This window comes from Actinacidiphila oryziradicis (assembly GCF_005047355.1).
Lineage (GTDB): Bacteria > Actinomycetota > Actinomycetes > Streptomycetales > Streptomycetaceae > Actinacidiphila > Actinacidiphila oryziradicis.
The window spans coordinates 67,943-90,761 of the sequence record NZ_SUMC01000026.1; the positions used below are offsets into that span (position 1 = coordinate 67,943).

General features: G+C 70.5%; 19 protein-coding genes and 1 pseudogene. 10 read left to right on the top strand and 10 right to left on the bottom strand.

Annotation, left to right across the window (positions count from 1 at the left end; all coding sequences use genetic code 11):
- Together FCI23_RS25425 and FCI23_RS25430 are read left to right on the top strand one after the other, a co-directional pair.
- Nucleotides 1-972 (top strand): aldo/keto reductase, encoded by a 972-nt coding sequence (locus FCI23_RS25425; protein ID WP_136726252.1) that lies wholly within the window; start codon nt 1-3, stop codon nt 970-972.
- Nucleotides 973-1,318: 346 nt separating this feature from the next.
- Complete coding sequence (locus tag FCI23_RS25430) at nt 1,319-1,510, top strand: hypothetical protein (protein ID WP_136726253.1); 192 nt, start codon at nt 1,319-1,321, stop codon at nt 1,508-1,510.
- Between the two features lie 214 nt (nt 1,511-1,724).
- On the opposite strand, the gene FCI23_RS25435 is transcribed toward FCI23_RS25430, so the two are convergent.
- From FCI23_RS25435 to FCI23_RS25460, 6 genes and pseudogenes are all read right to left on the bottom strand, one after another.
- On the bottom strand, nt 1,725-3,356 hold the full coding sequence (locus FCI23_RS25435; protein WP_136726254.1) for a solute symporter family protein: 1,632 nt from the start codon (nt 3,354-3,356) through the stop codon (nt 1,725-1,727).
- Nucleotides 3,356-3,745, bottom strand: a complete 390-nt coding sequence (locus tag FCI23_RS25440) for a DUF485 domain-containing protein (protein ID WP_136726255.1) — start codon at nt 3,743-3,745, stop codon at nt 3,356-3,358. Before FCI23_RS25440 ends, FCI23_RS25435 begins: the two co-directional genes overlap by 1 nt.
- A 537-nt stretch (nt 3,746-4,282) precedes the next feature.
- Complete coding sequence (locus tag FCI23_RS25445) at nt 4,283-4,732, bottom strand: HD domain-containing protein (protein WP_136726256.1); 450 nt, start codon at nt 4,730-4,732, stop codon at nt 4,283-4,285.
- A 63-nt stretch (nt 4,733-4,795) separates the two neighbouring features.
- Entirely contained in the window at nt 4,796-5,050 is a 255-nt protein-coding gene (locus FCI23_RS25450) for a hypothetical protein (RefSeq protein ID WP_407646028.1), read from the bottom strand.
- Nucleotides 5,051-5,090: 40 nt separating this feature from the next.
- Complete coding sequence (locus FCI23_RS25455) at nt 5,091-6,746, bottom strand: beta-1,3-glucanase family protein (RefSeq protein WP_136726257.1); 1,656 nt, start codon at nt 6,744-6,746, stop codon at nt 5,091-5,093.
- 306 nt (nt 6,747-7,052) lie between these two features.
- Nucleotides 7,053-7,322 (bottom strand): annotated as a pseudogene (locus tag FCI23_RS25460) (hypothetical protein); the annotation flags it as partial.
- Nucleotides 7,323-7,922: 600 nt separating this feature from the next.
- On the opposite strand from FCI23_RS25460, the gene FCI23_RS25465 reads away from it, so the two are divergent.
- The 7 genes from FCI23_RS25465 (at nt 7,923) to FCI23_RS25495 (ending at nt 16,592) form a co-directional block, all read left to right on the top strand.
- Nucleotides 7,923-8,750, top strand: coding sequence for an LAETG motif-containing sortase-dependent surface protein (locus tag FCI23_RS25465; protein ID WP_246143977.1), 828 nt, complete (start codon nt 7,923-7,925; stop codon nt 8,748-8,750).
- A 170-nt stretch (nt 8,751-8,920) separates the two neighbouring features.
- A complete protein-coding gene (locus FCI23_RS25470) occupies nt 8,921-9,676 on the top strand; it encodes a GntR family transcriptional regulator (protein WP_136726259.1) in 756 nt (251 codons plus the stop codon).
- Between the two features lie 96 nt (nt 9,677-9,772).
- A complete protein-coding gene (locus FCI23_RS25475; protein WP_136726260.1) occupies nt 9,773-10,222 on the top strand; it encodes an RpiB/LacA/LacB family sugar-phosphate isomerase in 450 nt (149 codons plus the stop codon).
- Nucleotides 10,219-10,392, top strand: a complete 174-nt coding sequence (locus tag FCI23_RS25480; protein ID WP_136726261.1) for an SPOR domain-containing protein — start codon at nt 10,219-10,221, stop codon at nt 10,390-10,392. The genes FCI23_RS25475 and FCI23_RS25480 overlap by 4 nt, the downstream gene beginning before the upstream one ends.
- 32 nt (nt 10,393-10,424) lie before the next feature.
- Nucleotides 10,425-10,832: a (deoxy)nucleoside triphosphate pyrophosphohydrolase gene (locus tag FCI23_RS25485; RefSeq protein ID WP_136726262.1), complete on the top strand. Its 408-nt coding sequence runs from the start codon at nt 10,425-10,427 to the stop codon at nt 10,830-10,832.
- 231 nt (nt 10,833-11,063) lie between these two features.
- Nucleotides 11,064-13,697, top strand: coding sequence for a SpoIIE family protein phosphatase (locus FCI23_RS25490; protein WP_246143979.1), 2,634 nt, complete (start codon nt 11,064-11,066; stop codon nt 13,695-13,697).
- Between the two features lie 255 nt (nt 13,698-13,952).
- Nucleotides 13,953-16,592, top strand: a complete 2,640-nt coding sequence (locus FCI23_RS25495) for a SpoIIE family protein phosphatase (RefSeq protein ID WP_136726264.1) — start codon at nt 13,953-13,955, stop codon at nt 16,590-16,592.
- Nucleotides 16,593-16,729: 137 nt separating this feature from the next.
- Here FCI23_RS25495 and FCI23_RS25500 read toward each other — a convergent pair whose 3' ends face one another.
- Genes FCI23_RS25500 through FCI23_RS25515 form a run of 4 tightly spaced genes read right to left on the bottom strand, consistent with a single transcriptional unit; the run spans nt 16,730 to nt 20,593 of the window.
- Entirely contained in the window at nt 16,730-17,497 is a 768-nt protein-coding gene (locus FCI23_RS25500; RefSeq protein ID WP_136726265.1) for a succinate dehydrogenase/fumarate reductase iron-sulfur subunit, read from the bottom strand.
- Nucleotides 17,494-19,407, bottom strand: coding sequence for a fumarate reductase/succinate dehydrogenase flavoprotein subunit (locus tag FCI23_RS25505; protein WP_136726266.1), 1,914 nt, complete (start codon nt 19,405-19,407; stop codon nt 17,494-17,496). The genes FCI23_RS25500 and FCI23_RS25505 overlap by 4 nt, the downstream gene beginning before the upstream one ends.
- The gene (locus FCI23_RS25510; protein WP_407646029.1) at nt 19,407-20,252 is read right to left on the bottom strand and encodes a hypothetical protein; all 846 of its coding nucleotides are present in this window, start codon (nt 20,250-20,252) and stop codon (nt 19,407-19,409) included. Before FCI23_RS25510 ends, FCI23_RS25505 begins: the two co-directional genes overlap by 1 nt.
- Nucleotides 20,253-20,302: 50 nt before the next feature.
- Complete coding sequence (locus tag FCI23_RS25515; RefSeq protein ID WP_136726267.1) at nt 20,303-20,593, bottom strand: hypothetical protein; 291 nt, start codon at nt 20,591-20,593, stop codon at nt 20,303-20,305.
- A 342-nt stretch (nt 20,594-20,935) separates the two neighbouring features.
- Between FCI23_RS25515 and FCI23_RS25520 the strand changes: the two genes are divergently transcribed.
- On the top strand, nt 20,936-22,678 hold the full coding sequence (locus FCI23_RS25520) for an ABC transporter family substrate-binding protein (protein ID WP_136726268.1): 1,743 nt from the start codon (nt 20,936-20,938) through the stop codon (nt 22,676-22,678).
- Nucleotides 22,679-22,819 lie beyond the last annotated feature (141 nt).

Consider the following 22,819-nt stretch of genomic DNA (forward strand, 5'->3'; position numbering starts at 1 on the left):
ATGAGAACCCGGCGCCTGGGGCGCACGGAGGTGGCCGTCACCGAGGTGGGCTTCGGGTCCGCCCCGATCGGCAACCTCTACACCCCGACGGACGACACGACCGCCGCCGCCGCGGTGCATGCCGCGTGGGACGCGGGCGTCCGCTACTTCGACACCGCGCCGCACTACGGCCTCGGTCTCGCCGAGCAGCGCCTGGGCGCAGCGCTGGCCGCGTACCCGCGTGCACAGTACGTCGTCTCGACCAAGGTCGGCCGGCTGCTCGTGCCCAATCCCGCACCCACCGGATCGGACCTGCCCACCGGCATGTTCGCCGTGCCGGACACCCTGACCCGGCGGCTCGACTACTCCCGCGACGGGGTGCGCCGCAGCCTTGAGGCGAGCCTGCGGCGGCTCGGACTGGACCGCATCGACGTCGTGCTCGTCCACGACCCGGACGACTTCGTGGACCAGACGATCTCCGAGGCGATCCCTGCGCTCGTCGAACTACGCGAGCAGGGCGTCATCGGCGCTGTCGGCGTCGGTATGAACCAGTGGCAGGCGCCGCTGCGAATGGTGCGGGAGACCGACCTGGACGCTGTCATGCTGGCCGGCCGGTGGACCCTTGTCGACCGCAGCGGCGAGTCGCTGATGGCGGAGTGCGAGCGGCTTGGGGTGTCGGTGATCGCTGCCGCCCCTTACAACTCCGGGCTGCTCGCGAACGACTGGCCCGGCGACGACTCGTACTTCGACTACGGCCCCGCGCCGGCCGATGTGCTGGCCCGAGCCCGGGCGCTTGCCCGCGTCGCTGAGCGGAACGGCAATACCCTGCCGCAGCTGGCGATGCAGTTTCCGTTGCGGCACGCGGCGACGGCTTCCGTCGTGGCCGGCGTTCGCAGTCCGGAACAGGCTGCGTCGAGCGCAGCGCGGCTGACCGCACCGGTCGTGGCGGACGTGTGGAGCGATATCGAGAACAGGACCTCGGCCGATGCGTGACCGCTTGACCGAATTCGTGCTCCCGACCTGCGGTTTCCGACGTCGCGGGACTTGGACGGCTCGGACGCGAGGGGACTCGCGTGAGCGCACCTCGGACAGCCGGTTGCGCCGGCTGGGACCAGGAAAGGGCGTCCAGCACATGGCGGTAGGTGCGGTCGTCAAAATTCTGGCTGAGCACAGTTGAGCAAACCCGGTGGGCAGCGGCAGGGGTCGCTCCGCGGGGGCTCCTGCGGGCACCTCGGTCGTGTCAACGGCCGGGGGCTGCTTCTTGACGGCCAGGGCGAGGAAGCCGCCCAGGATCAGGAGACCGGCGCCGATCAGACCGTCCAGGCGCAGACCGCTGAGCATGTCCGACTTGGCGGCCCCGGCGCGGCTTGGTGTCCCGGTGGTGGACAGCGTGCAGGCCGCCGTCGCGCTCGCCGAGGCGTGCTGCGCGCTCGGCCTGACCACCAGCAAGTACCGCGCCTACGCGGCGCCGCTGCCCAAAGCGCGCCCGGGGTGGCCGCCCGCCGCACACCGCCGGGGCGACACGAGGTGACGTACCGATCCGGTAGCGCGCGGCGGGCGGCCATCCCGGGCAGACCGGCTGGAGCGCGCCCGCCGAACGCCCGGCGGCGCCCGGGGAGCGAGCGAAGTGGACGCCTCGGGGCATTTTTCCTGTAACTCACCGGAGCGGAGCACCCGGTTCGAACACACAATGCAATGCCTCAGCATAGCCACGGCCCCGCTGCTGGGCGGCGTCGGAGGACCGGTCAGTACGCGCCCGCGCCGGTGAGCGCACGCACTTCCTGCTCGGCGAACTTCGCCGGGTCCGGCCGTTCGTCGGACAGGAGCGTGCCGATCCAGCCGAACAGGAAGCCGAGCGGGATGGACACGATCCCGGGGTTACCGAGCGGGAACCACTGGAAGTCCACGCCCGGGAACATGGCGTCGGGACTGCCCGACACCACCGGCGAGAAGAGCACCAGGGTCACCGAGACGATCAGCCCGCCGTACGTCGCCCAGACCGCGCCCTTCGTGGTGAACCGCCGCCAGAACAGCGCGAACAACATCGTCGGTACAAGTGACGAGCCGGCCATGGCGATGGCCAGCGACACCAGGAAGGCGACATTCATCTTCTGCGCGAGCAGCGACAGCAGGACCGCGACCGCGCCGATGCCGATGGAGGCGTAGCGCGCCGCCCACAATTCCTCGAGCTCGGTCGCCTTGCCCTTGCGGATCACCGCCGCGTAGAGATCGTGGGCGAGCGACGAGGACGCGGCGAGCGTGAGGCTGGCCACGACGGCCAGGATGCTGATGAACGCCACGCAGGCGAAGATGCCGAGCATCACCGTGCTGCCCAGCGATCCGGGCCGGCCGCCCACCGCCTGGGCGAGCAGAATCAGAGCCGTGTTGCCGGTCGGGTCCGATGCCTTGATGGTGGCCGGGCCGACGAGCGCGGCGGCGCCGAAGCCCAGCACCAGCGTCATCAGGTAGAAGCCGCCCATCATCCCGATCGCCCATCCCACGGACTTACGGGCGGTCCGCGCGGTTGGCACCGTGTAGACACGCATGAGGCAGTGCGGCAGACCGGCGAGGCCGAAGCCGAGGGCCATTGCCTGGCTGACGAAATCCACCCGGGAGGCGACGGTCTTGCCGTATTCCAGACCCGGGGAGAGAAACGCCTTGCCCTGCGGGCTCTTTGAGGCGGCCGTGCCGAGCAGGTGGCTGAGGTTCCATCCGAACTGGTCGAGCAGCAGCACAGTGGCGATGGCGGCCACCACCAGCAACAGCACGGTCTTGGTGATGGCGACCCAGGTGATGCCCTTCATCCCGCCCAGCACGACGTACACGATCATCAACGCGCCGAGGATGAGGATGACGACATCCTTGGTACCCCCGCCGGACGACCCGAGCAGCACAGCGACGAGCGCCCCGGCGCCGACCATCTGCGCGAGCAGGTAGAAGATGACGGTCGTCAGGTTGGCGACGGCGGCCGCCGTACGGATCGGCCGCTCCCGCAATCGCAGCGAGAGGGTGTCGGCGAGGGTGAACCGGCCGGTGTTGCGCATCGGTTCGGCGATGAGCAACAAAAACACGACCCAGCCGACCAGAAAGCCGATCGCGTACAAAAAGCCGTCGAAACCGTACAGCGACATGCTGCCGGTAATACCGAGTACGGAGGCGGCGGACATGAAGTCGCCGGAGAGGGCCAGGCCGTTCTGCATGGCGAAGAACTCACGACCGCCGGTGTAGAACTGGCCGGTGGTGTGGGTGCTGTGCCGGGACCACAGGGTGATGCCCAGGGTGACCAGGGTGACGACGATCGACAGCGTCACGAACAGGGTGCGGTGCCCGGAGGTCACCGACTGCGCGCCCGACGCGAGTGCCCACGAGAGCGCCATCACCGCAGTTCCTCCTGAGCCTTCCAGCGCAGGCGCAGCGCGGCGCTGTCACGCTTGGCCGCGGCGTGCCGCGAGTACTGGTGGCTGACGACGATGGTGGTCAGGACCTGGAGGACGGTGAACACGAAGCCGACGTTGATCTCGCCGAAAAGCCGCACGCCCATGAAACCCGGTGCCGTGACGGACAGCACCACGTACAGCATGTACCACACCAAGACGCCGACGACCGCCGGGAATGCGAAGTTTCGATAGTGGCGACGCACGCCCTGGAACTCCGCACTATCGTGAATTCGCTGATAGACCGCGGCGGCCGAGTCCACCACCGAGTCTGTTGGGGTATCGGCTGTGGCGGGAGTTGAGCCCCCGGATATCGGCGGATCGGTACGCATCGAGCTGGGACTCCTGTTGGGGGATGCAATAGGTCATGGCGCGACCTGGCGCGTGCAGAGTTACGAGACCGCTGCCGGACGAGCGCGGATACATAGCCTCGCACTCCTCGCCAGTTTGACTAAGCGTCATATCGCTTGACAAGCAAAGCTTCACCTGTCGCACACAACCTCACCAGCTCTCCATGAACTTGCCCAACAGTCGACGTGTTTTGCTACCCGCGGTTTGCTGCCGCTGTCGGCTGTGATGGGCGGAGGGCCGCCAGGGCGTCAGTTGGTTGGCCGTGGTCCGCTGCGGCCGTTGTCGGCCAAACCAGAAATCCTCCGACTCCCCTCCCGCTTCAAGAAGCTGACAATATTCGTACCCCTATGGTGCTTATCGCCATCGACACGGAAAAGCGGATCATAAATTCTTTCCTCAAGAGTTTCCGCTTCTTCCGGTAATCTCTCGGGAAGATCACGCAAGAGCGTGTGAAAAAAGCCGGCCCCGGGAATGGATCGCACCGCCATCGGGCATCAGGCCGCCCACGCCGTCGCGGCTTACGGTGCCGCCAGCCCCAACAGGCCCCGCACCCGGGCGTACTTCGCGGTCAGCCGATCCCGTGTCGCCGGATCGAGTGCCGCGAGCCGCTGCGGATCCGCGTTGTGCGCGAGGTCGGCCTCCTTGACCAGCAACGCCCCGGGCGTGGCCAGGATGCGCGCCGCGTAGTCTTCCACGCTCTCCCCGGGCCGCTTGGTCACCGCCAGGACCATGTCCTTCGTGCTCTGCGGCAGCGCGGCCCCGTCGAGCCATTCGCGTGACAGCGCCTCGTCCTCGACCGAGTCATGCAGCCATGCGGCGGCGATCTGCTCCTGCGAGCCCCCGCGCTCCGCGACCCCGCCCGCCACCGCCGCCAGGTGCTCGGCATACGGCCGCCCCGCCTTGTCGACCTGCTTGGCATGGGCCCGGCGCGCCAGCGCCTCCACCTCGGGCAAGCTCAGATACGCCATTGCTGTCTCCCCGTAGGCGCTCGCGTGTGGCTCACCACCCGATGGTACGGGGCCTCCGCTTGCTCAATAGATCCATGGACGCGATTCGCCCGGACGCGCCTCGGCCGCCAAGTCGTCCGCGAGCGCGGCGATCGTGGCGCGCCCCTCAACCCGCGCCAGCTGTTGCTGCGGCAGCCGCACATCGCCGTGCAGGGCGCCCAGCAGATTGCCGCAGAGGGAGCCGGTGGAGTCGCATTTCATCGCCACCTGGCGCACACCATCGCGGAGGCGCCGGTCGTCGGCATGGCGGTTCCGCCGGATGATGCAGCGGCGGATCATGCTGCCCTGTTCCGACCTGACCGGCGCGTGCCGCGACGCGTCAGGCGCCGAAGGTGAACCAGTGGAGGTTGACGAAGTCCGCCGGCTGTCCGCTGGCGAAGGTCAGATAGACGGTGTGCACGCCGGTGACCTTGCTGATGTTCGCCGGTACGGTCACCCAGGTCTGCCAGCCGCCGGTGCTGGCGAGGGAGAAGCTGCCGACCGGGGTGGCGGTGGGGCTGTCGAGCGCGACCTGGACCAGACCGCTGACATTGGCGGCGGCCCCGGAGGCGACGCGGGCGACGAACTGGGTCGCCCCGCCGCTGCCGAAGTCGAGGTTGGCGTAGCCGAGCCAGTCGCCGCCTGCGATGTATCCCACGTCGTAGCCGCCGCCGGTGTCCGTGGTGGTCTCGGTGGTGGTGCCGGACTGGCTGGTGTAGGAGGACGCCTGGATGGTGGAGAAGGCGCTGCCGGAGCCCCCTGCCGGCGGGGTGGTGGTGCCGCTGCCGTGGACGGCGTTGAGGGTGACGGTCAGCAGGGTGGGGTTGCCGTCGCTGACGTAACCCGACTGATCGGTGCCGCCGTTCGGGGTGACGTCGTCGTAGGGGAAGGCGTAGCCGCGCCCGTCGCTGGACGTGGCGTGCACGAGCCGCGCGTAGTGGTTGGTCGGCGTGGTCGTGTAGTACGTGGCCGGGCTCTCGCCGTCGGGCTGGTTGGCGTCGGACAGCAGCGTGCTGCGGTTGAGGGCCGCGCTGATCCGGGCGGTGATGGCGCCCATCTCGGCCGAAGAGACGTTGAAGGGGCCGGAGTTGCAGCTGAAGATGTCGGCGCTGGAGGGCTGTGAGAAGGTCCCGACGCCCGGGAAGGTGAGCAGGCCGCCGGACACCGTCCCGGTGAGGGTGCCCCAGGACGCCTGGGTGTCGACGTACAGCGGGGTGGACGCGTACTTCGACCAGACCTGGTTGAGATACGCGGAGTAGTACCCGGAAAACAGCGAGGAGTTGCGCACGATGCCGTTCGTCGGGCTGAGTGCCCGCAGATTCTGGCCGCCCGAGGTCACGATCAGCTGGTCCCACCCCTGGCCGTCCGAGGCGTGCTGGGCGGTCAGCCCGGCGCAGACGGTGTCCAGCCCGCCGGCCGGCAGGCCCGCCACGCTTTGGGTGCCGCCCGAACTGTTGGTCAGCTTCAGCGAGATGGGTATCGCCACGAAGTCGACGGCGCTGATGTTCGCGTACAGCTGCGAGCTGTTGAAGGTGAACTCGCAGAAGTCCCACTGAGTGTTGATGTTCGGATCGGAGGAGTTGCTCACCGAGGGCTCGACGAGGGCCGGGCCGGGGTTGAGCAGGAAGGTCAGCTTCTGGTCGACGGAGAACCACAACCGGCCGCCGGCTATCCGGGGAATGGTGATCCGCTTGGCGCCGGCGCCGGAGGCGTTCAGCGGGATCGCGCAGTCCACCGCGAGGGGAGCGCCTGTGGAGGAGGGGGAGGAGGGGTAGTAGGGGGTCTGGCCGTCGGCCTGGAGCAAGTACCAGGCGTTGCCGTTGTCGATGGCCAGGCCGGTGACGTACGCGTAGACGGTGTTGGATCCGGTGTTGTTCTGCACGTCAATGCTGAGCGTCGACGCGGTGGCGGAGGCGCGGCCTGCCAGGCTGGTGAGGATCGCGGGGGAGGCCAGTGCGGCGGCGGAGGCTCTGAGGATGGTTCTGCGAGGCAGCATGGTGTCGATCTCCTTGGCGTCCGTCGTGCCGGTCAGGCCCGGAGACGCTCATGGCAGGACCGCACGTCAGGTGGGGGGGGAGGGCCGGGCAGACAGGTCTGCCCGGGAAGCCGGCGGCGAAGAGCCGCCGCCGTCGATCGGGTCAGCTGGGGCATCCGGCTAGAGGGTAATACCACCGAGCCGATTGGTATAGACCTCGCCGGGATCCTGTCGTCTGCGGCAGCGCGGAATTCTCGTCCGGCGCCGCCTGGTGTGGCCTCGTGTGGCCTGGTGCGGCGCCCGGAAGGCCTCACTGATCCGCCAGGGTCAGGGACCCGACGGACTGACCCGCTGCTCGCCCCCGTCCTCCGTGAGATAGGCGATGACCATGTCACCAAGCATGGTGCGGTAGTGCTCTCGGCGGTCCGGCATGGTGAGGTCGCGGCCGAACAGCGCGCCGAAGGTGTGCCGGTTGGCGACGCGGAAGAAGCAGAAGGCACTGATCATCGCGTGCAGGTCCAGGGCGTCCACGTCGGCGGTGAAGACGCCCTTGGCCTTGCCCTCGTCCAGGATCCGGGCGAGGACGGCCGCCACCCGGGCATGGGTCGTGTGCTGGGCGGCCGGGCGCACCACGTCGTGGAACTCCCCGCACCTGTCCCGGTCGTGGCCGGGACAGGGAGCCCTCGGCGTCCGGGCCCGGTCGGCCAGGCCGATGCTCTCGTTCGGCCGCAGGCCGGCCGAGCCGGCGGTCCGGCCGGGGTGCGTATGTGTCCTCTCCTCCTTCTTTCCTTGCCGGGCTCCCTGAGGCCGCGTCAGGAGGCAGGGTCGCCGATCAGGTCGGCCGTCGGCGGCGGCGAGACGGGTGCCGCCACCAAGGACGCGAACGCGGGCGACCAGTGCGTCCAACACCGTTCGGGACGCGCGTTCCGAGCCAGGACTCACTCCGCTCAGCGTTGAGGAACGGTGATTCCGAGGCGTAAGGGACCATCATCTCTTCTCGCCCTGCAGCGAGTTGACAGGTGAGTGCGGCACGAACCACGATGCGTGATGCCACTGGGGCCGCAGTGCCCAGTGTTCTTCTGAACCCACGCCCGGCTCTGTCTCGGTCTGCCCTTTACGGGGAAGGGCGGCCGTCCTGCCGCTCCCCGGCCCGGGCCCCGTATCGCCAGATTGGGAACTGCATGTCCATATCGAGACGTGTCACCCTCCGCCGTCACGACCCACCAGGGCGGCTACAAGCCCGGTAATGGTCCCGGCCCGGCCAACCCCGCCTCGACCGCCGACCAGTGCGAGTTCTCCCTCGACGGCAACAGCTGGGCGTCGTACGTCAAGGTGGACGACCTCACCCTCAAGCCCGGCGCCGACGGCAAGGTCCACGTCCAGGTCAGGGTCGCCAAGGACGCCGCCAACTGCACCGCGTCGCTCGCCTCGTACCGCACCCACGGCGCCATTTTCGCGACCTCCGGGAAGCAGGTCTTCCACGACTGGGACACCGTCTCGGTCAAGTCCGGCGGTACCGACACCCTCGATGTCTCGGTGCCGGACGTCGGCTGCTTCGCGCAGGTCGACCTCTACAAGGGCAGCATCAAGTACGACGGCGGGACCGGCGCAGGCCACGGCCCCCTGCCGGAAGGCCCGAACGGCGCGGTCATCAAGGACAAGCTGATCACGTCCTGGAACGGCGGCTCGAAGGACTGCACCGCCCAGGTCGTCCCCTCGTCCCCGGCCACCACCCCCCCGGCCGCCGGCTCCGCCGCGCCGTCCACCCCGGCCGCTACCGCGCCCGAGTCGAGCACTCCGAACACCCCGAGCGCCGCCGCGACGCCGTCCAGCACCCCCTCCGCGTCGGACTCGGCCTCCGCTTCGGCCGCGCCGACCGCCGCTCCCAGCGCCTCCGGCGGCGACCTCGCCGAGACCGGCAGCTCCGGCATGGGCATGACCGCGGCCGGTGCCGCCGTCCTGCTGGTGGCCGGCGGCGGCGTGCTCTTCGCCGTACGGCGTCGCAAGGCGCCCGGCCAGCACTGACCGCGACACCGTGATCGGGACCCATGGGCCCGGTCCTCGCGGCGGCCGGCGGGCCGCCGCGAGGACCGGGCTTTGTTCCGCCCAAGAGCAGTGATGCCTTGGCCATGGCTTGCGGTTGGCAACCCTGAGTTGCGAAGCTGTCGCGGTGAGTCAAATCGAGGGAGGGGCACGTGCCTTTCGGTGAGCAGCCCGCGTACCTTCGCGTCGCCGACGACCTGCGGCAGAAGATCCTGGACGGCACCCTCCCTCCGCACACCCGGCTGCCCTCTCAGGCCCGGATCCGCACCGAGTACGGCGTCTCGGACACCGTCGCCCTGGAGGCCCGCAAGGTCCTGATGGCGGAGGGTTACGTCGAGGGCCGCTCCGGCTCCGGTACATATGTCCGCGAGCGCCCCGAGCCGCGCCGCGTCGCCCGCACCGGCTACCAGCCGTCGGCCGGTCGCTGCTCGCCGTTCCGCCAGGAGCAGGGCGACGAGGGGTTCAAGGGCGCCTGGGAGGCCGGTAGCGCCCAAGAGACCGCCGGCCCCCGGGTCGCCGAACGGCTGAGGATCCAGCCCGGCGACCGCGTCATGCGCACCCGGTACCTCTTCCGCACCGAGGGCGAGCCGATGATGCTCTCCACCTCCTGGGAGCCGTTGGCCGTCACCGGCCGCACCCCCGTCCTGCTTCCGGAGGAAGGGCCGCTGGCGGGCCAGGGGGTCGTCGAGCGGATGGCCCTGCTCGGCCTCGTCGTCGACAATCTCACCGAGGAGGTCGGCGCCCGCCCCGGCCTCGCCGAGGAGACCGCTGCTCTGGGCGGCGTCCCGGGGCACATCGTCCTGGAGATCCGGCGCACCTTCTTCTCCGGTGGCCGCCCCGTCGAGACCGCCGATGTTGTCTTCCCCGCCGACCGCTACCGGGCCGCCTATCACCTGCCGGTCCGCTGACAGAATCGGTCAACTCCTCGGCTGGGTGCGGCGGTTTCACGTCCAATGCTGTCCGAACGTGTCCATGGATTCTTGTTCGGGCGTAGGGTCGGGCATATGCGCATCGCCGTTTCCTCGGACATGGATGAGCCGCTGGCACGGTTGGTCGTCGACGAGCTGCGCCGCCGCGGTCACACTGTGCTTGCCCACGGTGCCCTTCGGCCCGGCGACCGCCAGGACTGGGCCTGGAGCGCGGAGGCCGCCGCCCGGGACGTCTCGGACGGGCGCGCCGACCAGGCCGTCGTCTGCTGCTGGACCGGCACCGGGGCGTCCATCGCCGCCAACAAGGTCCCCGGCGTCCGCGCCGCCCTCTGCGGGGACGCCTACACCGCCGACGGCGCCCGCAAATGGAACGACGCCAACGCCCTCGCGCTCAGCCTCCGCCTCACCAGCGCCCCCCTCCTCGCCGAGATCCTCGACGCCTGGTTCGCCGGCGCCGCCAGCGAGGACGAGGACGACCGGGCGAACGTCGCCCACCTCACCCGTCTCGCGGAGGCCGCCCGATGAGCGACCAGCTGCTCTGGGCCGTCATCCGCCAGGACGACGCCAACGGCAACCGCTACCGCGTCGGCCGCTACGCCACCCGTGAGGAGGCCGAGCGCGTCGCCGACACCCTCGATACCCGCGGGCGCCGGCAGCTCTACGTCATCGAGCGGATCATCCGCCGGGCCTCGTAGGGCCTGGCCGGACGGCCTCTTAGTATTCGCCCATGACAATGCGCGTGGTCGTCGCCGGGGCCGTCCTGCGGGACGGGCGGCTGCTCGCCGCGCGGCGCAGCGCCCCGCCCGAGCTGGCCGGTCGCTGGGAGCTGCCCGGCGGCAAGGTCGAGCCCGGCGAGTCCGAGGAGGAGGCGCTTGTGCGCGAGCTCCGCGAAGAGCTCGGCATCCATGTCGTGCCCCTCCGGCGCATCCCCGGCGAATGGCCCCTGCGTCCGGGCCTCCTTCTGCGGGCCTGGACCGCCAGTCTCCTCTCCGGCGTCCCCCAGCCCCTCCAGGACCACGATCAGCTCCGCTGGCTCACCCCCGACTCCCTCGGCACCGTCCCCTGGCTGGACCAGGACCGCCCCGCCGTCGCCTGGGCAGCGGCCCGCCTCGGCGTAGCGGCGCCCGCGGACTGACCACCTCTGTGGCCGGGACCGCGGCCCCGGCTGCCGTGATGGTCACCGGTACCGGCGGCAGGGCGTTCGATGGGCATCCGTAGCATGGCTGAATCGCCCCGTCGGGCTTTACGCTCAGGCACCTGTCGGTGCCGGGGAGCGGTGGGTGGGCGGGAGACCGCCATGACGCCCGTCGCGGTAGCTGGGGCGGAATATCGGGTATGGGAGCATTGGTCAGTTAAGTTCAGGGATGTGAACGGCGTGAGCGGCACCGGCGACCCCAGCGAGAGCGAGGCGGCGGCGGCCCCTGGCGCCAAAGAGTTGTGCGCGCGTGAGAGGCCTGCCGGACTGAAGCCGGGGCCGCCGCGTCCGAGGGGCCAGGGGGAGCTGGACCCGACGGCCGGGACGCTGCTGGACACGCTGCGTATGGCCGTCGTGATGCTGGACATGTCGGGCCGTGTCCTGCTCTGGAGCCCGGTCGCGGAAGAAATCCTCGGCTGGCCGGGCGAGGCGATCGTCGGCCGTCGCGTGGGGACCCTGCTGGCCGCCGAGAACGGCAATGGCGACGACAGGGACAAGGGCGCCGGGAACGGCAATGTCCATCGCGGCGCCCGCCGCGTCGCCGCCGTGCCGGCGCCGGGGCCGGGGGAGCGGATCCTGGCGGATCTGCTGAGGGACAGCCGGTGGAACGGGGTGCTGACGCTGCGCCACAGGGACGGGCACAGTGTCCAGGTCGAGGCGCGGGCCGCGCTGCTGGTGGACGGGGACGGCCACCCGTTCGTCCTGGCGTCGGCGGCCGAGACGAGCAGGCTGCGCACGATGGAGCAGGAGCTGGCGGCGCTGGACGCGCTGTTCGACTCCTCACCACTCGGGGTGGCGATCTTTGACACGGAGCTGCGCTACGTAAGGGTGAACGAGGCCCTCGCGCGGATGAACGGCCGCCCGGCCGCCGAGCATCTGGGCCGGGGCGTGCGCGGCATCGTCAACCCGGGCGTCGCCGACGAGCTGGTCACACTGCAGCAGAATGTGCTGGTCACGGGCCGTCCGGTGATCGACTTCCTGATGCCCGCGCCGGGCGGTACCGATGTCGGCTACCGCTCGGTGTCGTACCACCGGCTGGAGGACCGCGGGGGACGGGTGCTGGGCATCAGCTGCATCGTGATGGATGTCACCGAGCGGCACCGGGCGCACGCCAGGATCGAGCGGCACCGGCAGCGGCTGACGCTGCTCAACGATGTGGGTGTGCGGATCGCGGACCTGCTGGACGTACGGCGGATCGCGGCGGAGCTGGCGCAGGCGGTGGTGCCGCGGTTCAGCGACTACTCGGGCGTGATCCTGCACGCGTCGGTCACGGACGGCGGGGAGCTGCCGCGGATTTCCGGGGCCACGGAGATGCTGCAGCTCGGGATCGGGGCGGTGACGACGGGCCCGCAGGTCGACAAGATGATCGGGGTCGGCAAGGTAATCAAGATCACCAAGGGTTCGATCTTCGAGACCGTACTGCAGACCGGCAAGCCGCAGCTGGTGTCGGACCCCGAGCGGCTGCGCGGGGCGACCTATCTCGGCGATCCGAAGGTCCAGGCAGCGCTCGACCTGGGCATTCATTCGCTGCTGGCGGTCCCGCTGCGAGCCCGCGGCATCGTGCTGGGGCTGCTGGTGATCAGCCGGGCCGGCGACCGGGAGCCGTTCGACGAGGACGACATGACGCTGGCGGTGGAGCTAGCCGACCGGGCCGGGGCCTCGCTGGACAACGCCCGGCTGTACGCGCGCGAGCGCGAGGGCGCGCTGATGCTCCAGCGCAGCCTGCTGCCGCGCACCGTGCCGGAGCCGCCGGGCGTGCAGATCGCCTACCGGTATGTGCCGGGCAAGAGCGGCGCGGAGGCGGGCGGCGACTGGTTCGATGTGATCCCGCTGGCCGGCGGGCGGATCGCGCTGGTCGTCGGGGACGTCATGGGCCACGGGCTGCGGGCCGCCGCGACGATGGGACGGATCCGTACCGCCGTACGGACCCTGGCCGGGCTCGACATGCCCCCCGACGAGCTGCTGCGCAGGGTCAACGACCTCGGCGACGACCTTGCCCAGAGCCCGGTGGAGGGGTGGATGGCGACCTGTGTGTACGCGGTCTACGACCCGTCGACCCGGCAGGCCGTCATCGCCCGGGCCGGCCACCCGCCACCCCTGCTGGTCGGCCCCGACGGGCACGTGCGGTTGGTGGAGACCCCGGCGGGGGTGCCGCTGGGGGTCAGCGGGGTCGACTTCGAGTCGGTGGAGCTGGACGTGCCGGACGGCTCGGTGCTGGTGCTGTACACCGATGGCCTGATCGAGAGGCGCGGCGAGGACATCAGCACCGGCCTGGAACGGGCCCGCTCGGTCCTGGAACGGCCCTTCAGCACCCTGGAGGACGCCTGCGACCAACTGCTCTCCGCCATGGTGCCCGGCCGCGAGCCGGACGACGTGGCACTGCTGGTGGCCCGGCTCGGCGTGCTGCCCGAGGGCAGCACGGCCTCGTGGACCTTCCCCGCCGAGCCCGGCGCGGTCCGCCAGGCCCGTTGGCACGTCCGCGAGACGCTGGCCGAATGGGGGCTGGAGCCCATGACGGATGTGACCGTGCTGTTGGTCAGCGAACTCGTGACCAATTCTTTGCGGTACGCGCACGGACCCATCGGCGTCCGGATGGTGCGCGGTACTTCACTCCTCGTAGAAGTGTCCGATCCGCTGCCCGACCCGCCCCGCGAGCGGGCCGCCACCGAGGAGGACGAAGGCGGCCGTGGCCTGCAGCTGGTCGCCCGCGCCTCCCGTCGCTGGGGCACGCGGCACGGTTCGCTGGGCAAGACCGTATGGTTCGAGCTCGCGCTGCCGTCGAGGACCAGGCCGCCCGGTGATTGAGGGTTACCCCTACCGCTGTGCCCGAGGGACCCCCGAAAGGGGCCTTGACGGTTCGAACTAGCAGTACAGGGTAGTTGAATGAGGCAATTGAGGTGGCCGTTCCGGCCGAGATGATGATGTGATCGTCAAGACCGTGTGCGAAGTGGTGGGAATACTGAATACTCGGACGGAGCCGGTCCGCACGCTGCCGGGCCGACCGGATGGCCCGTGCGGCAGTGCGGGGATACACCTCAGCGAGCTGGAGGGGTCGGGCAAGTGAGCGACGTGCCAGCCGGGGCCGCGGTGCCCCAGAACCCTGTGGCTCAGAGGGCTGTGCCCAAGAACGCCGCGTTCGACGACGCCGTGTCCCGGAACCCGGTGATCCCGGGCCAGAGCACCTGGCAGGCCAGCCAGGTGGGCACGATCTACGACTACATCCGAGTCGCGGCCTTCACCCTCGACCCTGACGGCCGCATCGAGCAGTGGAGCGACCGCGCCGAGGAGTTCTTCGGCCTCTCCGCCGCGAAGGCGGTCGGCAAGGACCCCATCACCGCCTTGATGCCGCCCGACCAGTGGCAGGCAGGGCATGAGCGCATCGCCGAGATCCTCGACGGCCGCGAGTGGGTCGGCCTCGTGCCCTACCGCGACGCGAACGGCACCGAGGGGCTCGCCGAGGTCTACGTCATGCCCGCGGAGAACGGCGCCGGCGGCCGCGGCGCGTCCTGCATCGCCGTCGAGGCCCGCGTACTGCGCCAGATAGAGACCGACCTGGCCTCCTCACAGGCCGTCTTCGGACAGGCACCGCTGGGCTTCATGCTCTTCGGCACCGACCTGAGACTGCTGCGGGTCAACGAACGGTTCGCCGAGATCTGGCAGCGCCCCGCCGCCGAGGTCCGCGGCCTCGACCCCTACGACTTCCTCTCCCGCGTCGAGGCCGACCGGCTCACCTCCGCGCTGCGCCAGGTGCTGGAGAGCGGCGAGCCGGTCACCGACATGCCGGTCGTCGGCACCCTGCCGGGCCGGTCCCGCAGGCGCTGGATGTTCTCGCTGTACCGGCTGCACAGCGGCAGCGGGCGGCCGATCGGGGTGGCCGCCCTGGCCACCGATGTGACGAGCCGGCAACGGGCCGAGCGGGAGGCCGCCGACACCCGCCGCAATCTCGCCCTGCTCAATGCGGCCGGCAGCCGGATCGGCAGCTCGCTCGACCTCGAGACCACCGCCCGCGAGCTGCTCGACGTAGCCGTACCGCACTTCTGCGACCTCGCCTCCGTCGACCTCTACCAGGCCCTGCTGCGCGGCGAGGAAGGCCCCGTCGGCACCACCGACGGCAGTGGCGAGGTCCGCCGGGTGGCGTTCGCCAGCGCCATATCCGACGCCCCCGTCGCCATGTCGCCGTACGACCACGAAGCCGGCCCCGTGCCCGTCGGTGCCGTCCACCGCTACCCCTTCAGCTCGGCCTGCGCCGGCGTGCTGCGCACCGCCCGCACCCAGGTGCTGGCCGTCGACGGCGACTCCCTCCTCGGCGGCGGGCTCGTCCAGTCCACCCTCGTCGTCCCGATCGTCGCCCGCGACACCGTCCTCGGCCTCGTCCGCTTCGCCCGCGCCAAGGGCAGCGAACCCTTCGCCGAACGCGACCAGCTGATCGCCGAGGAACTCGCCGCCCGGGCCGCCGTCTTCATCGACAACGCCCGCCTCTACCGCCGCGAGCACGAGCGTGCCCTGATCCTCCAGCGCAGCCTGCTGCCCCCCGGCAACCCCGAGGCCGTCGGCCTCGACATCGCCTGCCGCTACCTCGCGGGCAACGTCGAGACCGAGGTGGGCGGCGACTGGTTCGACGTCATCCAACTCCCCGGCCACCGCACCGCTCTCGTGGTCGGCGACGTCATGGGCCGCGGTCTGCGTGCCGCCGTCGCGATGGGCGAACTCCGCACCGCCGTACGTACTCTCGCGCTGCTCGACATCGAGCCCGCCGACGTGCTCAGCGCCCTCGACGAGGTCGCCCGCGGGCTCGGCACCCCCACCGACAGCGGCGTCGACAGCGGCAGCCGCCACGCCGGCAAGGAGCGCGGCGGCTCCAGCCCCGACGACCTCTCCGAGGTCTACCTCGCGACCTGCGTCTACGCCGTCTACGACGCCGTCACCCGGCGCGTCATCATCGCCAACGCCGGCCACCTGCCGCCCGCCCTCGTCGAACCCGGCGAGCCCGCGATGTTCCTCGACGTACCCGAGGGACTGCCGCTCGGCGTCGGCGGCGAGTTCTTCGAGGAAATCGAGATCCAGCTGCCCGACGGCGCCCTGCTCGCCCTCTACACCGACGGCCTCGTCGAGTCCCGCAACCACCCGCTGGACGAGGGCCTGGAGTCCCTGCGCCAAGCCCTGGACGAGCCCGAGCGCCCGCTCGAAGACGTCTGCGACCATGTCCTCGCCCGCCTCGACACCGCACATGGCGAGGACGACATCGCCCTCCTCATGGCCCGCGTCCAAGGCATCCCGAGCGGCTCCGTCGGCGACTGGACCCTCGACGCCGACCCCAAGTCGGTCGCCCGCGCCCGCGAACTCACCCGCGAGCAGCTTTCGGCCTGGGGCCACCACGAACTCATCGACACCTCGGAACTCCTCGTCAGCGAACTCGTCACGAACGCCCTCCGGCACGGCGACGGGGCGATCCGGCTGCGCCTGCTGCTGGACCGCACCCTTGTCTGTGAGGTCTGGGACGAAGCCCTCGCCCAGCCGCGGCGGCGGCGCGCCCGCGATACGGATGAGGGCGGGCGAGGGCTCCAGCTCGTCTCCCTGCTGAGCCAGAGCTGGGGCGCCCGCCGCACCCACCGCGGCAAGACGGTCTGGTTCGAACTTGCGATTCCTGGCGGTGAGCCGACCCGTGAAATGACCGTGGACGAACTCCTCAGCCTCTTCTGAGGCTGAGGCTGCCGGCGCCGGGTGCCCACCATGGGCGGGGCGGTGCTTCGCCGGGGGCACCCGGTACAGCCGCTGCGGCCGGCCCGGCGAGGGCCCCGGCAGGCGGGGCGAACCCGCGCCGGGGTACCCGGCAACCGTTACGCCCGGCGACGGATCTTCGCACCCAGCCAGACCAGGGGATCGTACTTGCGGTCGACGACCCGCTCTTTGAGCGGGATGAGCGCATTGTCGGTGATTTTGATGTGTTCGGGGCACACTTCCGTACAGCACTTGGTGATGTTGCAGTACCCGAGCCCGTGCTCGTCCTGGGCGGAGACCTTGCGGTCCAGCCCAGCCTCGGCGGCAGCGTCAAGAGGGTGCATGTCGAGCTCGGCGATGCGCATCAGGAATCGCGGCCCCGCGAAGGCGGCCTTGTTCTCCTCGTGGTCGCGGACGACGTGGCACGTGTCCTGGCACAGGAAGCACTCGATGCATTTGCGGAACTCCTGGGACCGCTCCACATCGTCCTGGGTCATCCGGTATTCGCCGGGCTTCAGCCCCTCCGGGGGGACGAACGCGGGGATTTCTCGCGCCTTGGCGTAGTTGAAGGAGACGTCCGTCACCAGGTCCCGGATCACCGGGAACGCCCGCATCGGGGTGACGGTGATGACGTCCTCGCGCCCGAAGACGGACATGCGGGTCATGCACAGCAGCCGGGGCCGTCCGTTGATCTCCGCGCTGCACGAACCGCATTTGCCGGCTTTGCAGTTCCAGCGGACGGCGAGGTCCTGGGCCTGGGTGGCCTGGAGGCGGTGGATGATGTCGAGGACGACCTCGCCGTCGTTGACCTCGACGTCGTAGTCCTGGAGGGCGCCACCGTCGGGGTCGCCGCGCCAGACCTTGAAGTGGGCCAGGTAGGTGCTCACGCGCTCAGCTCCTCGTCGGTGAGGTACTTGAGCAGCTCGTCCTGTTCGAAGAGGTCGAGCAGGTCGGCGCGGATCGGAGCCATGTCGCGGCGGGTGAGTGCGATCTGCCCGGGGCCGGCGTCGTCGGCGATGGCGCAGACGAGATTCACCTTGCGCCAGCGGCGGTCCATCTCGGGGTGGTCGTCGCGGGTGTGGCCGCCACGGCTCTCGGTACGTTCGAGGGCGGCACGCGCGACGCATTCGCTGACCAGGAGCATGTTCCGCAGGTCGAGCGTGAGGTGCCAGCCGGGGTTGAACTGGCGGTGCCCCTCGACCCCGGCGCGGCGGGCGCGCAGCCTGAGCGCGTCGAGGCGGGTGAGGGCCTCGGCCATCTCGCCCTGGCGGCGGATGATACCGACCAGGTCGTTCATGGTCTGCTGGAGCTCCTGGTGGAGGGTGTACGGGTTCTCCGCCCCGTCCTCGACGCTGAACGGCCCCAGCGCCTCGGCAGCGGCGTCGTCGATCTGCGTACCGTCGGCAAGGGGGCGGGTGGTCTGGGCGGCCGCGTACTCGGCGGCGTGCAGGCCGGCCCGGCGGCCGAATACCAGCAGGTCGGAGAGGGAGTTGCCGCCGAGCCGGTTGGAGCCGTGCATGCCGCCCGCGACCTCGCCGGCGGCATAGAGCCCGGGGACGCCGGTGGCGGCGGCCGAGTCGGGGTCGACGTCGACTCCGCCCATCACGTAGTGGCAGGTCGGCCCGACCTCCATGGGCTCGGCGGTGATGTCGACGTCGGCGAGCTCCTTGAACTGGTGGTACATCGACGGCAGCCGCCGTTTGATCTCCTCGGCGGACATCCGGGTCGAGACGTCGAGGAAGACACCGCCGTGCGGGGAGCCCCGGCCCGCCTTGACCTCGGAGTTGATGGCGCGGGCGACCTCGTCGCGGGGGAGCAGCTCGGGCGGCCGGCGATGGTGCTCGGGGTCGGTGTACCAGCCGTCGGCCTCCTCCTCGGACTGGGCGTACTTCTCCTTGAAGACATCCGGGATGTAGTCGAACATGAAGCGCTTGCCCTCGCTGTTGCGCAGCACCCCGCCGTCGCCGCGCACGGACTCGGTGACCAGGATGCCCTTCACCGACGGCGGCCAGACCATTCCGGTGGGGTGGAACTGCACGAACTCCATGTTGATCAGCGGCGCGCCCGCGAGCAGCGCCAGGGCGTGCCCGTCGCCGGTGTACTCCCAGGAGTTGGAGGTCACCTTGAAGGACTTGCCGATCCCGCCGGTGGCCAGCACGACGGCGGGGGCGTCGATGACGAAGAAACGGCCGCTTTCGCGTACGTAGCCGAAGACGCCGCTCACCTTGGGGCCCGCGGCGGAGCCGCTGTCGGCCGGAGTCTTGAGGACGCGGGTGACCGTGCACTCCTGGAAGACCTTGAGGCGGGCCTCGTAGTCGCCGTGCTCGCGGAAGTCCTCCTGCTGCAATGAGACGATCTTCTGCTGGAGGGTGCGGATCAGCTCCAGGCCGGTCCGGTCGCCGACGTGCGCCAGGCGCGGGTACTCATGGCCCCCGAAATTGCGCTGGGAGATCCGGCCGTCCTTCGTACGGTCGAAGAGCGCGCCCCAGGTCTCCAGCTCCCAGACCCGGTCCGGGGCCTCCTGGGCGTGCAGTTCGGCCATCCGCCAGTGGTTGAGGAACTTCCCGCCGCGCATGGTGTCGCGGAAGTGTGTCTCCCAGTTGTCGTTCGGATTGGCGTTGCCCATGCTGGCGGCGATGCCGCCCTCGGCCATCACGGTGTGGGCCTTGCCGAAGAGCGATTTGCAGATGACCGCTGTCCGCATGCCCTGCTCGCGGGCCTCGATGGCGGCGCGCAGACCGGCGCCTCCCGCGCCGACCACGACCACGTCGTAGGTGTGCCGCTCGACCTGCGTCATCAGAAAAACCTCGGATCGTGGAACGCGCCACTGGCGACCAGATAGACGTAGAAATCCGCGACCGCCACGCTGATCAGCGAGGCCCAGGCGAGCTGCATGTGCCGGGTGTTCAGCTTCCCGGCCCAGCTCCAGAGGCGGTAGCGGACCGGATGCCGGGAGAAGTGCTTGAGGCGGCCGCCGACAATGTGCCGGCAGGAGTGGCAGGAGAAGGTGTACGCCCAGATCAGGACGATGTTGATGAGGAGGATGAGCGTCCCGAGACCGGCGTGGCCCCAGTGGCCGTGCTGGTCGCGGAAGCCGAGCACGACGTCGTATGTGAGAATCCCCGCGACCGGGATCGCGAAGTAGAAGAAGTACCGGTGGATGTTCTGCAGGATCAGCGGGAACCGCGTCTCGCCGGTGTACTTCGCGTGCGGCTCGGGGACGGCGCAGGCGGGTGGCGCGGCCCAGAAGCCGCGGTAGTACGCCTTGCGGTAGTAGTAGCAGGTCAGCCGGAAGCCGAGCGGGAAGATCAGCACCAGGAGGGCGGGGGAGAGCCCCCACCAGTCCCCGAACAGCGGCCATCGGGCGCCCAGCGGCATGTCCGCGCAGTTGGTGCCGAGGCAGGGGGAGTAGAACGGCGAGACGTACGGCTCGGTGTAGTAGTTGCTGTTCGCGAAAGCCCGCCACGTCGAGTACGCGACAAATGCCGTCAGCCCGAGCGCGGTCACCAGCGGTGACACCCACCACCTGTCGGTGCGCAGGTGTGGTGCCGCGATCGCCGCCCGCCCCGGCGCGTGGACGCCGTGGCGGGTGGGATGACTGCCGTCAGAGATCTCGGATGCTTCAGAGGTTTCGGTGGCCAAGGGTTACTCCGGAGGAGTGGGGGCAGGGATCGGCGCCTTTGCCGCCCTGCCTACGGCGCGTGCCGGTACGGGGACCCCAGACCCTCGTCGTCCCGCTCTCCGGCCCACATTTTCGGGTCGTACGGCGCGTCCGGGATCGTCACCATCTCCGGACGTTCCCGTGCGGCTTCTTTCGGCGCGCTCTCGCGCAGCAGCGCCATGCTCTCACCGAGGCGCGTCGCGTCGGCGCGTACGCGCCGCATGTCGAGACTGCCACCGACCTGCTGCTCCAGCCGGCTCACACACCGGAGCAGATCATTCAGCCGATGCTGAACGGTATCCAGCTCTTCCTGAAGGGACATACCGGACCTTCACCTCCGCCACTCTGCGGGTGCGACGCTGACGCCCAGCGAGTGTCGCGCGTCACAGTCGTGCTTGGGAAGGGATCTGCACCGATCGGAACCTTTCCTTGCCATCCTCACACCGCTCGGCCCGCGGGGCCACAGAGCCTTTCGCGCAGCTTCCCGGGCGTTCCGCCGATGGGCCGCCCGGGTGGCGCCGGAGCCGCATCGCGCCGTGTCGGCCGGGCGAGGGCGGCGCCGTCGCTTTGAGTAGGTGCGATAAGCGACAAATACCGCCAGGTGATCATGCCCACGGCGTACGCCGGACCGGGCCGGCGCCCGTAGAGCCCGCGGAGGTATTCGATGATGTCCAGCAGCGTGCGCATGGTGAGGCCCGTTCCGTGCGGTCGAGCGGCGGCCGTCGCGGGTCTGGCCGCCGTCCTGGTACTGGCCGGGTGCTCCTCCGGTACGGCGGAGGATCCGGCGGCCGGCACGGATGTGGCGGCGTATCCGCGGGCGGCGGTACGGGACGGAGGCAAGCTCCGCTGGGCGGTGGACGCGCTGCCGAGCACGCTGAACGCCTTCCAGCCGGGCGCCGACGGCACGACGCGGCTGGTGACGGGTGCGGCGCTGCCCGCGCTCTTCCGGCTCGACGGGCGGGGCCGCCCGCAGCGGGACGAGGATTATCTGGCGTCGGCGGATGTCGTGGCGACCGAGCCGAAGCAGGTGGTCGCGTACAAGCTCAACCCCGAAGCCCGGTGGAGCGACGGCCGTGCGATCGACGCGGCCGACTTCGCCGCGCAGTGGAAGGCGCTGCGCGGCAGGGACAGCGCGTACTGGACGGCGCGCAATGCCGGGTACGACCGGATCACGGACATCCAGCAGGGCGCGGACGCCCGCGAGGTCCGGGTGACGTTCGCCAAGCCCTACGCCGACTGGCGCGCCCTCTTCACCCCGCTGTACCCCCGGGCCGTGACCGCCCGCGCCGACGCCTTCAACGACGCCGCCCGCACCGGCCTCCCCGCGGCAGCCGGCCCCTTCGCGGTGCGGGCAGTGGATCCCCGCGCCGGCACCGTCACCCTCGTCCGCAACAAGCGGTGGTGGGGCGCGCCCGCCAAGCTGGACCAGATCGTGCTGACCGCGGTGGATCGCGGCGAGCGGCCCGCCGCGATCGCGGCCGGAAAGCTCGATGTGGCCGAAATTGATCCCTCCGACTACACCGCCGCACACCGCGACCGGAACCTGTCCCTCCATAAGGCCCCCGGGGCGTCCTACTCCCAGCTCGCCCTCAACGGCAGCTCCGGCCCGCTCGCCGACGAGCGCGTCCGGCACGCCGTCGCCCGCGCCATCGACCGCCGGGCCCTCGCCACCGCCGCACTCAAACCTCTCGGCCTGCCCTATGAGCCCCTCGGCAACCACTTCCTCCTCGCCTCCCAGGACGGCTACGCGGACCACTCCTCCGCCCTCGGCACCGCCGACGTCAAATCCGCCAGGGCCCTGCTCGCCGCCGCGGCCGGGACCGCCGGCGGCCCCGCCCCCGCCGACGACAAGCAGCTCAAGCGCAAGGAGTGGCAGACGCCCCTCACCCTGCGCCTCGTCCTGCCGCGGTCCTCCCCGGCTCTGGACCGGGCCGGCGACCGCATCGCCCGCGACCTCGCCGCGATCGGCATCCGCACCCGCGTGCTGCGCGTGGCCGACGACAGCTTCTTCCGCGACCACGTCGCCTCCGGAGACTTCGACCTGGCCCTCTACTCCTGGCCCGGCACCGCCTATCCCGCCACCGACGCCCGCCCCATCTTCGCCAAGCCGCTCCCCGCCCCCGACGGCTCGCTCACCGTCGAGCAGAACTACACCCGCGTCGGCACCGACCAGATCGACCTGCTGCTCGACCAGGCCGCCACCGAACTCGACCCCGCCAACGCCCGCCGCCTCACAGCCCGCGCCGACGCCCGTATCTGGGCCGCCGCCGCCTCCATCCCCCTCTTCCAGCGCCCCGAGCTCGTCGCGCTGGCCCCTTCCGTCGCAAACGCGGGCGCCTTCGGCCTCGCGACCCCGCGCTACCAGGACATCGGCTTCCGCAAAGCCGTGACGGCGCCGAAGCGCTAAGAGGCCGCACGAACAGGCGGGGCGGCGTCGCGTGCTGATGGGCGGCGCCTGGCGGCGTTGTCGTCGGTCAACGACTCTCCCCCAGACTCCGTCCGGGAGGTGCCCCCACCAAGCTCTCGGCTCCGCTCGAGCAGGGGGCAC

Coding starts and splice junctions, on each gene's coding strand:
- FCI23_RS25475 (WP_136726260.1), top strand. CDS start 9,773: ATGCGCATCGCCGTTTCCTCGGACATGGATGAGCCGCTGGCACGGTTG.
- FCI23_RS25430 (WP_136726253.1), top strand. CDS start 1,319: ATGTCCGACTTGGCGGCCCCGGCGCGGCTTGGTGTCCCGGTGGTGGAC.
- FCI23_RS25480 (WP_136726261.1), top strand. CDS start 10,219: ATGAGCGACCAGCTGCTCTGGGCCGTCATCCGCCAGGACGACGCCAAC.
- FCI23_RS25515 (WP_136726267.1), bottom strand. CDS start 20,593: ATGTCCCTTCAGGAAGAGCTGGATACCGTTCAGCATCGGCTGAATGAT.
- FCI23_RS25450 (WP_407646028.1), bottom strand. CDS start 5,050: ATGATCCGCCGCTGCATCATCCGGCGGAACCGCCATGCCGACGACCGG.
- FCI23_RS25505 (WP_136726266.1), bottom strand. CDS start 19,407: ATGACGCAGGTCGAGCGGCACACCTACGACGTGGTCGTGGTCGGCGCG.
- FCI23_RS25440 (WP_136726255.1), bottom strand. CDS start 3,745: ATGCGTACCGATCCGCCGATATCCGGGGGCTCAACTCCCGCCACAGCC.
- FCI23_RS25520 (WP_136726268.1), top strand. CDS start 20,936: ATGATGTCCAGCAGCGTGCGCATGGTGAGGCCCGTTCCGTGCGGTCGA.
- FCI23_RS25455 (WP_136726257.1), bottom strand. CDS start 6,746: ATGCTGCCTCGCAGAACCATCCTCAGAGCCTCCGCCGCCGCACTGGCC.
- FCI23_RS25445 (WP_136726256.1), bottom strand. CDS start 4,732: ATGGCGTATCTGAGCTTGCCCGAGGTGGAGGCGCTGGCGCGCCGGGCC.
- FCI23_RS25425 (WP_136726252.1), top strand. CDS start 1: ATGAGAACCCGGCGCCTGGGGCGCACGGAGGTGGCCGTCACCGAGGTG.
- FCI23_RS25485 (WP_136726262.1), top strand. CDS start 10,425: ATGACAATGCGCGTGGTCGTCGCCGGGGCCGTCCTGCGGGACGGGCGG.
- FCI23_RS25435 (WP_136726254.1), bottom strand. CDS start 3,356: ATGGCGCTCTCGTGGGCACTCGCGTCGGGCGCGCAGTCGGTGACCTCC.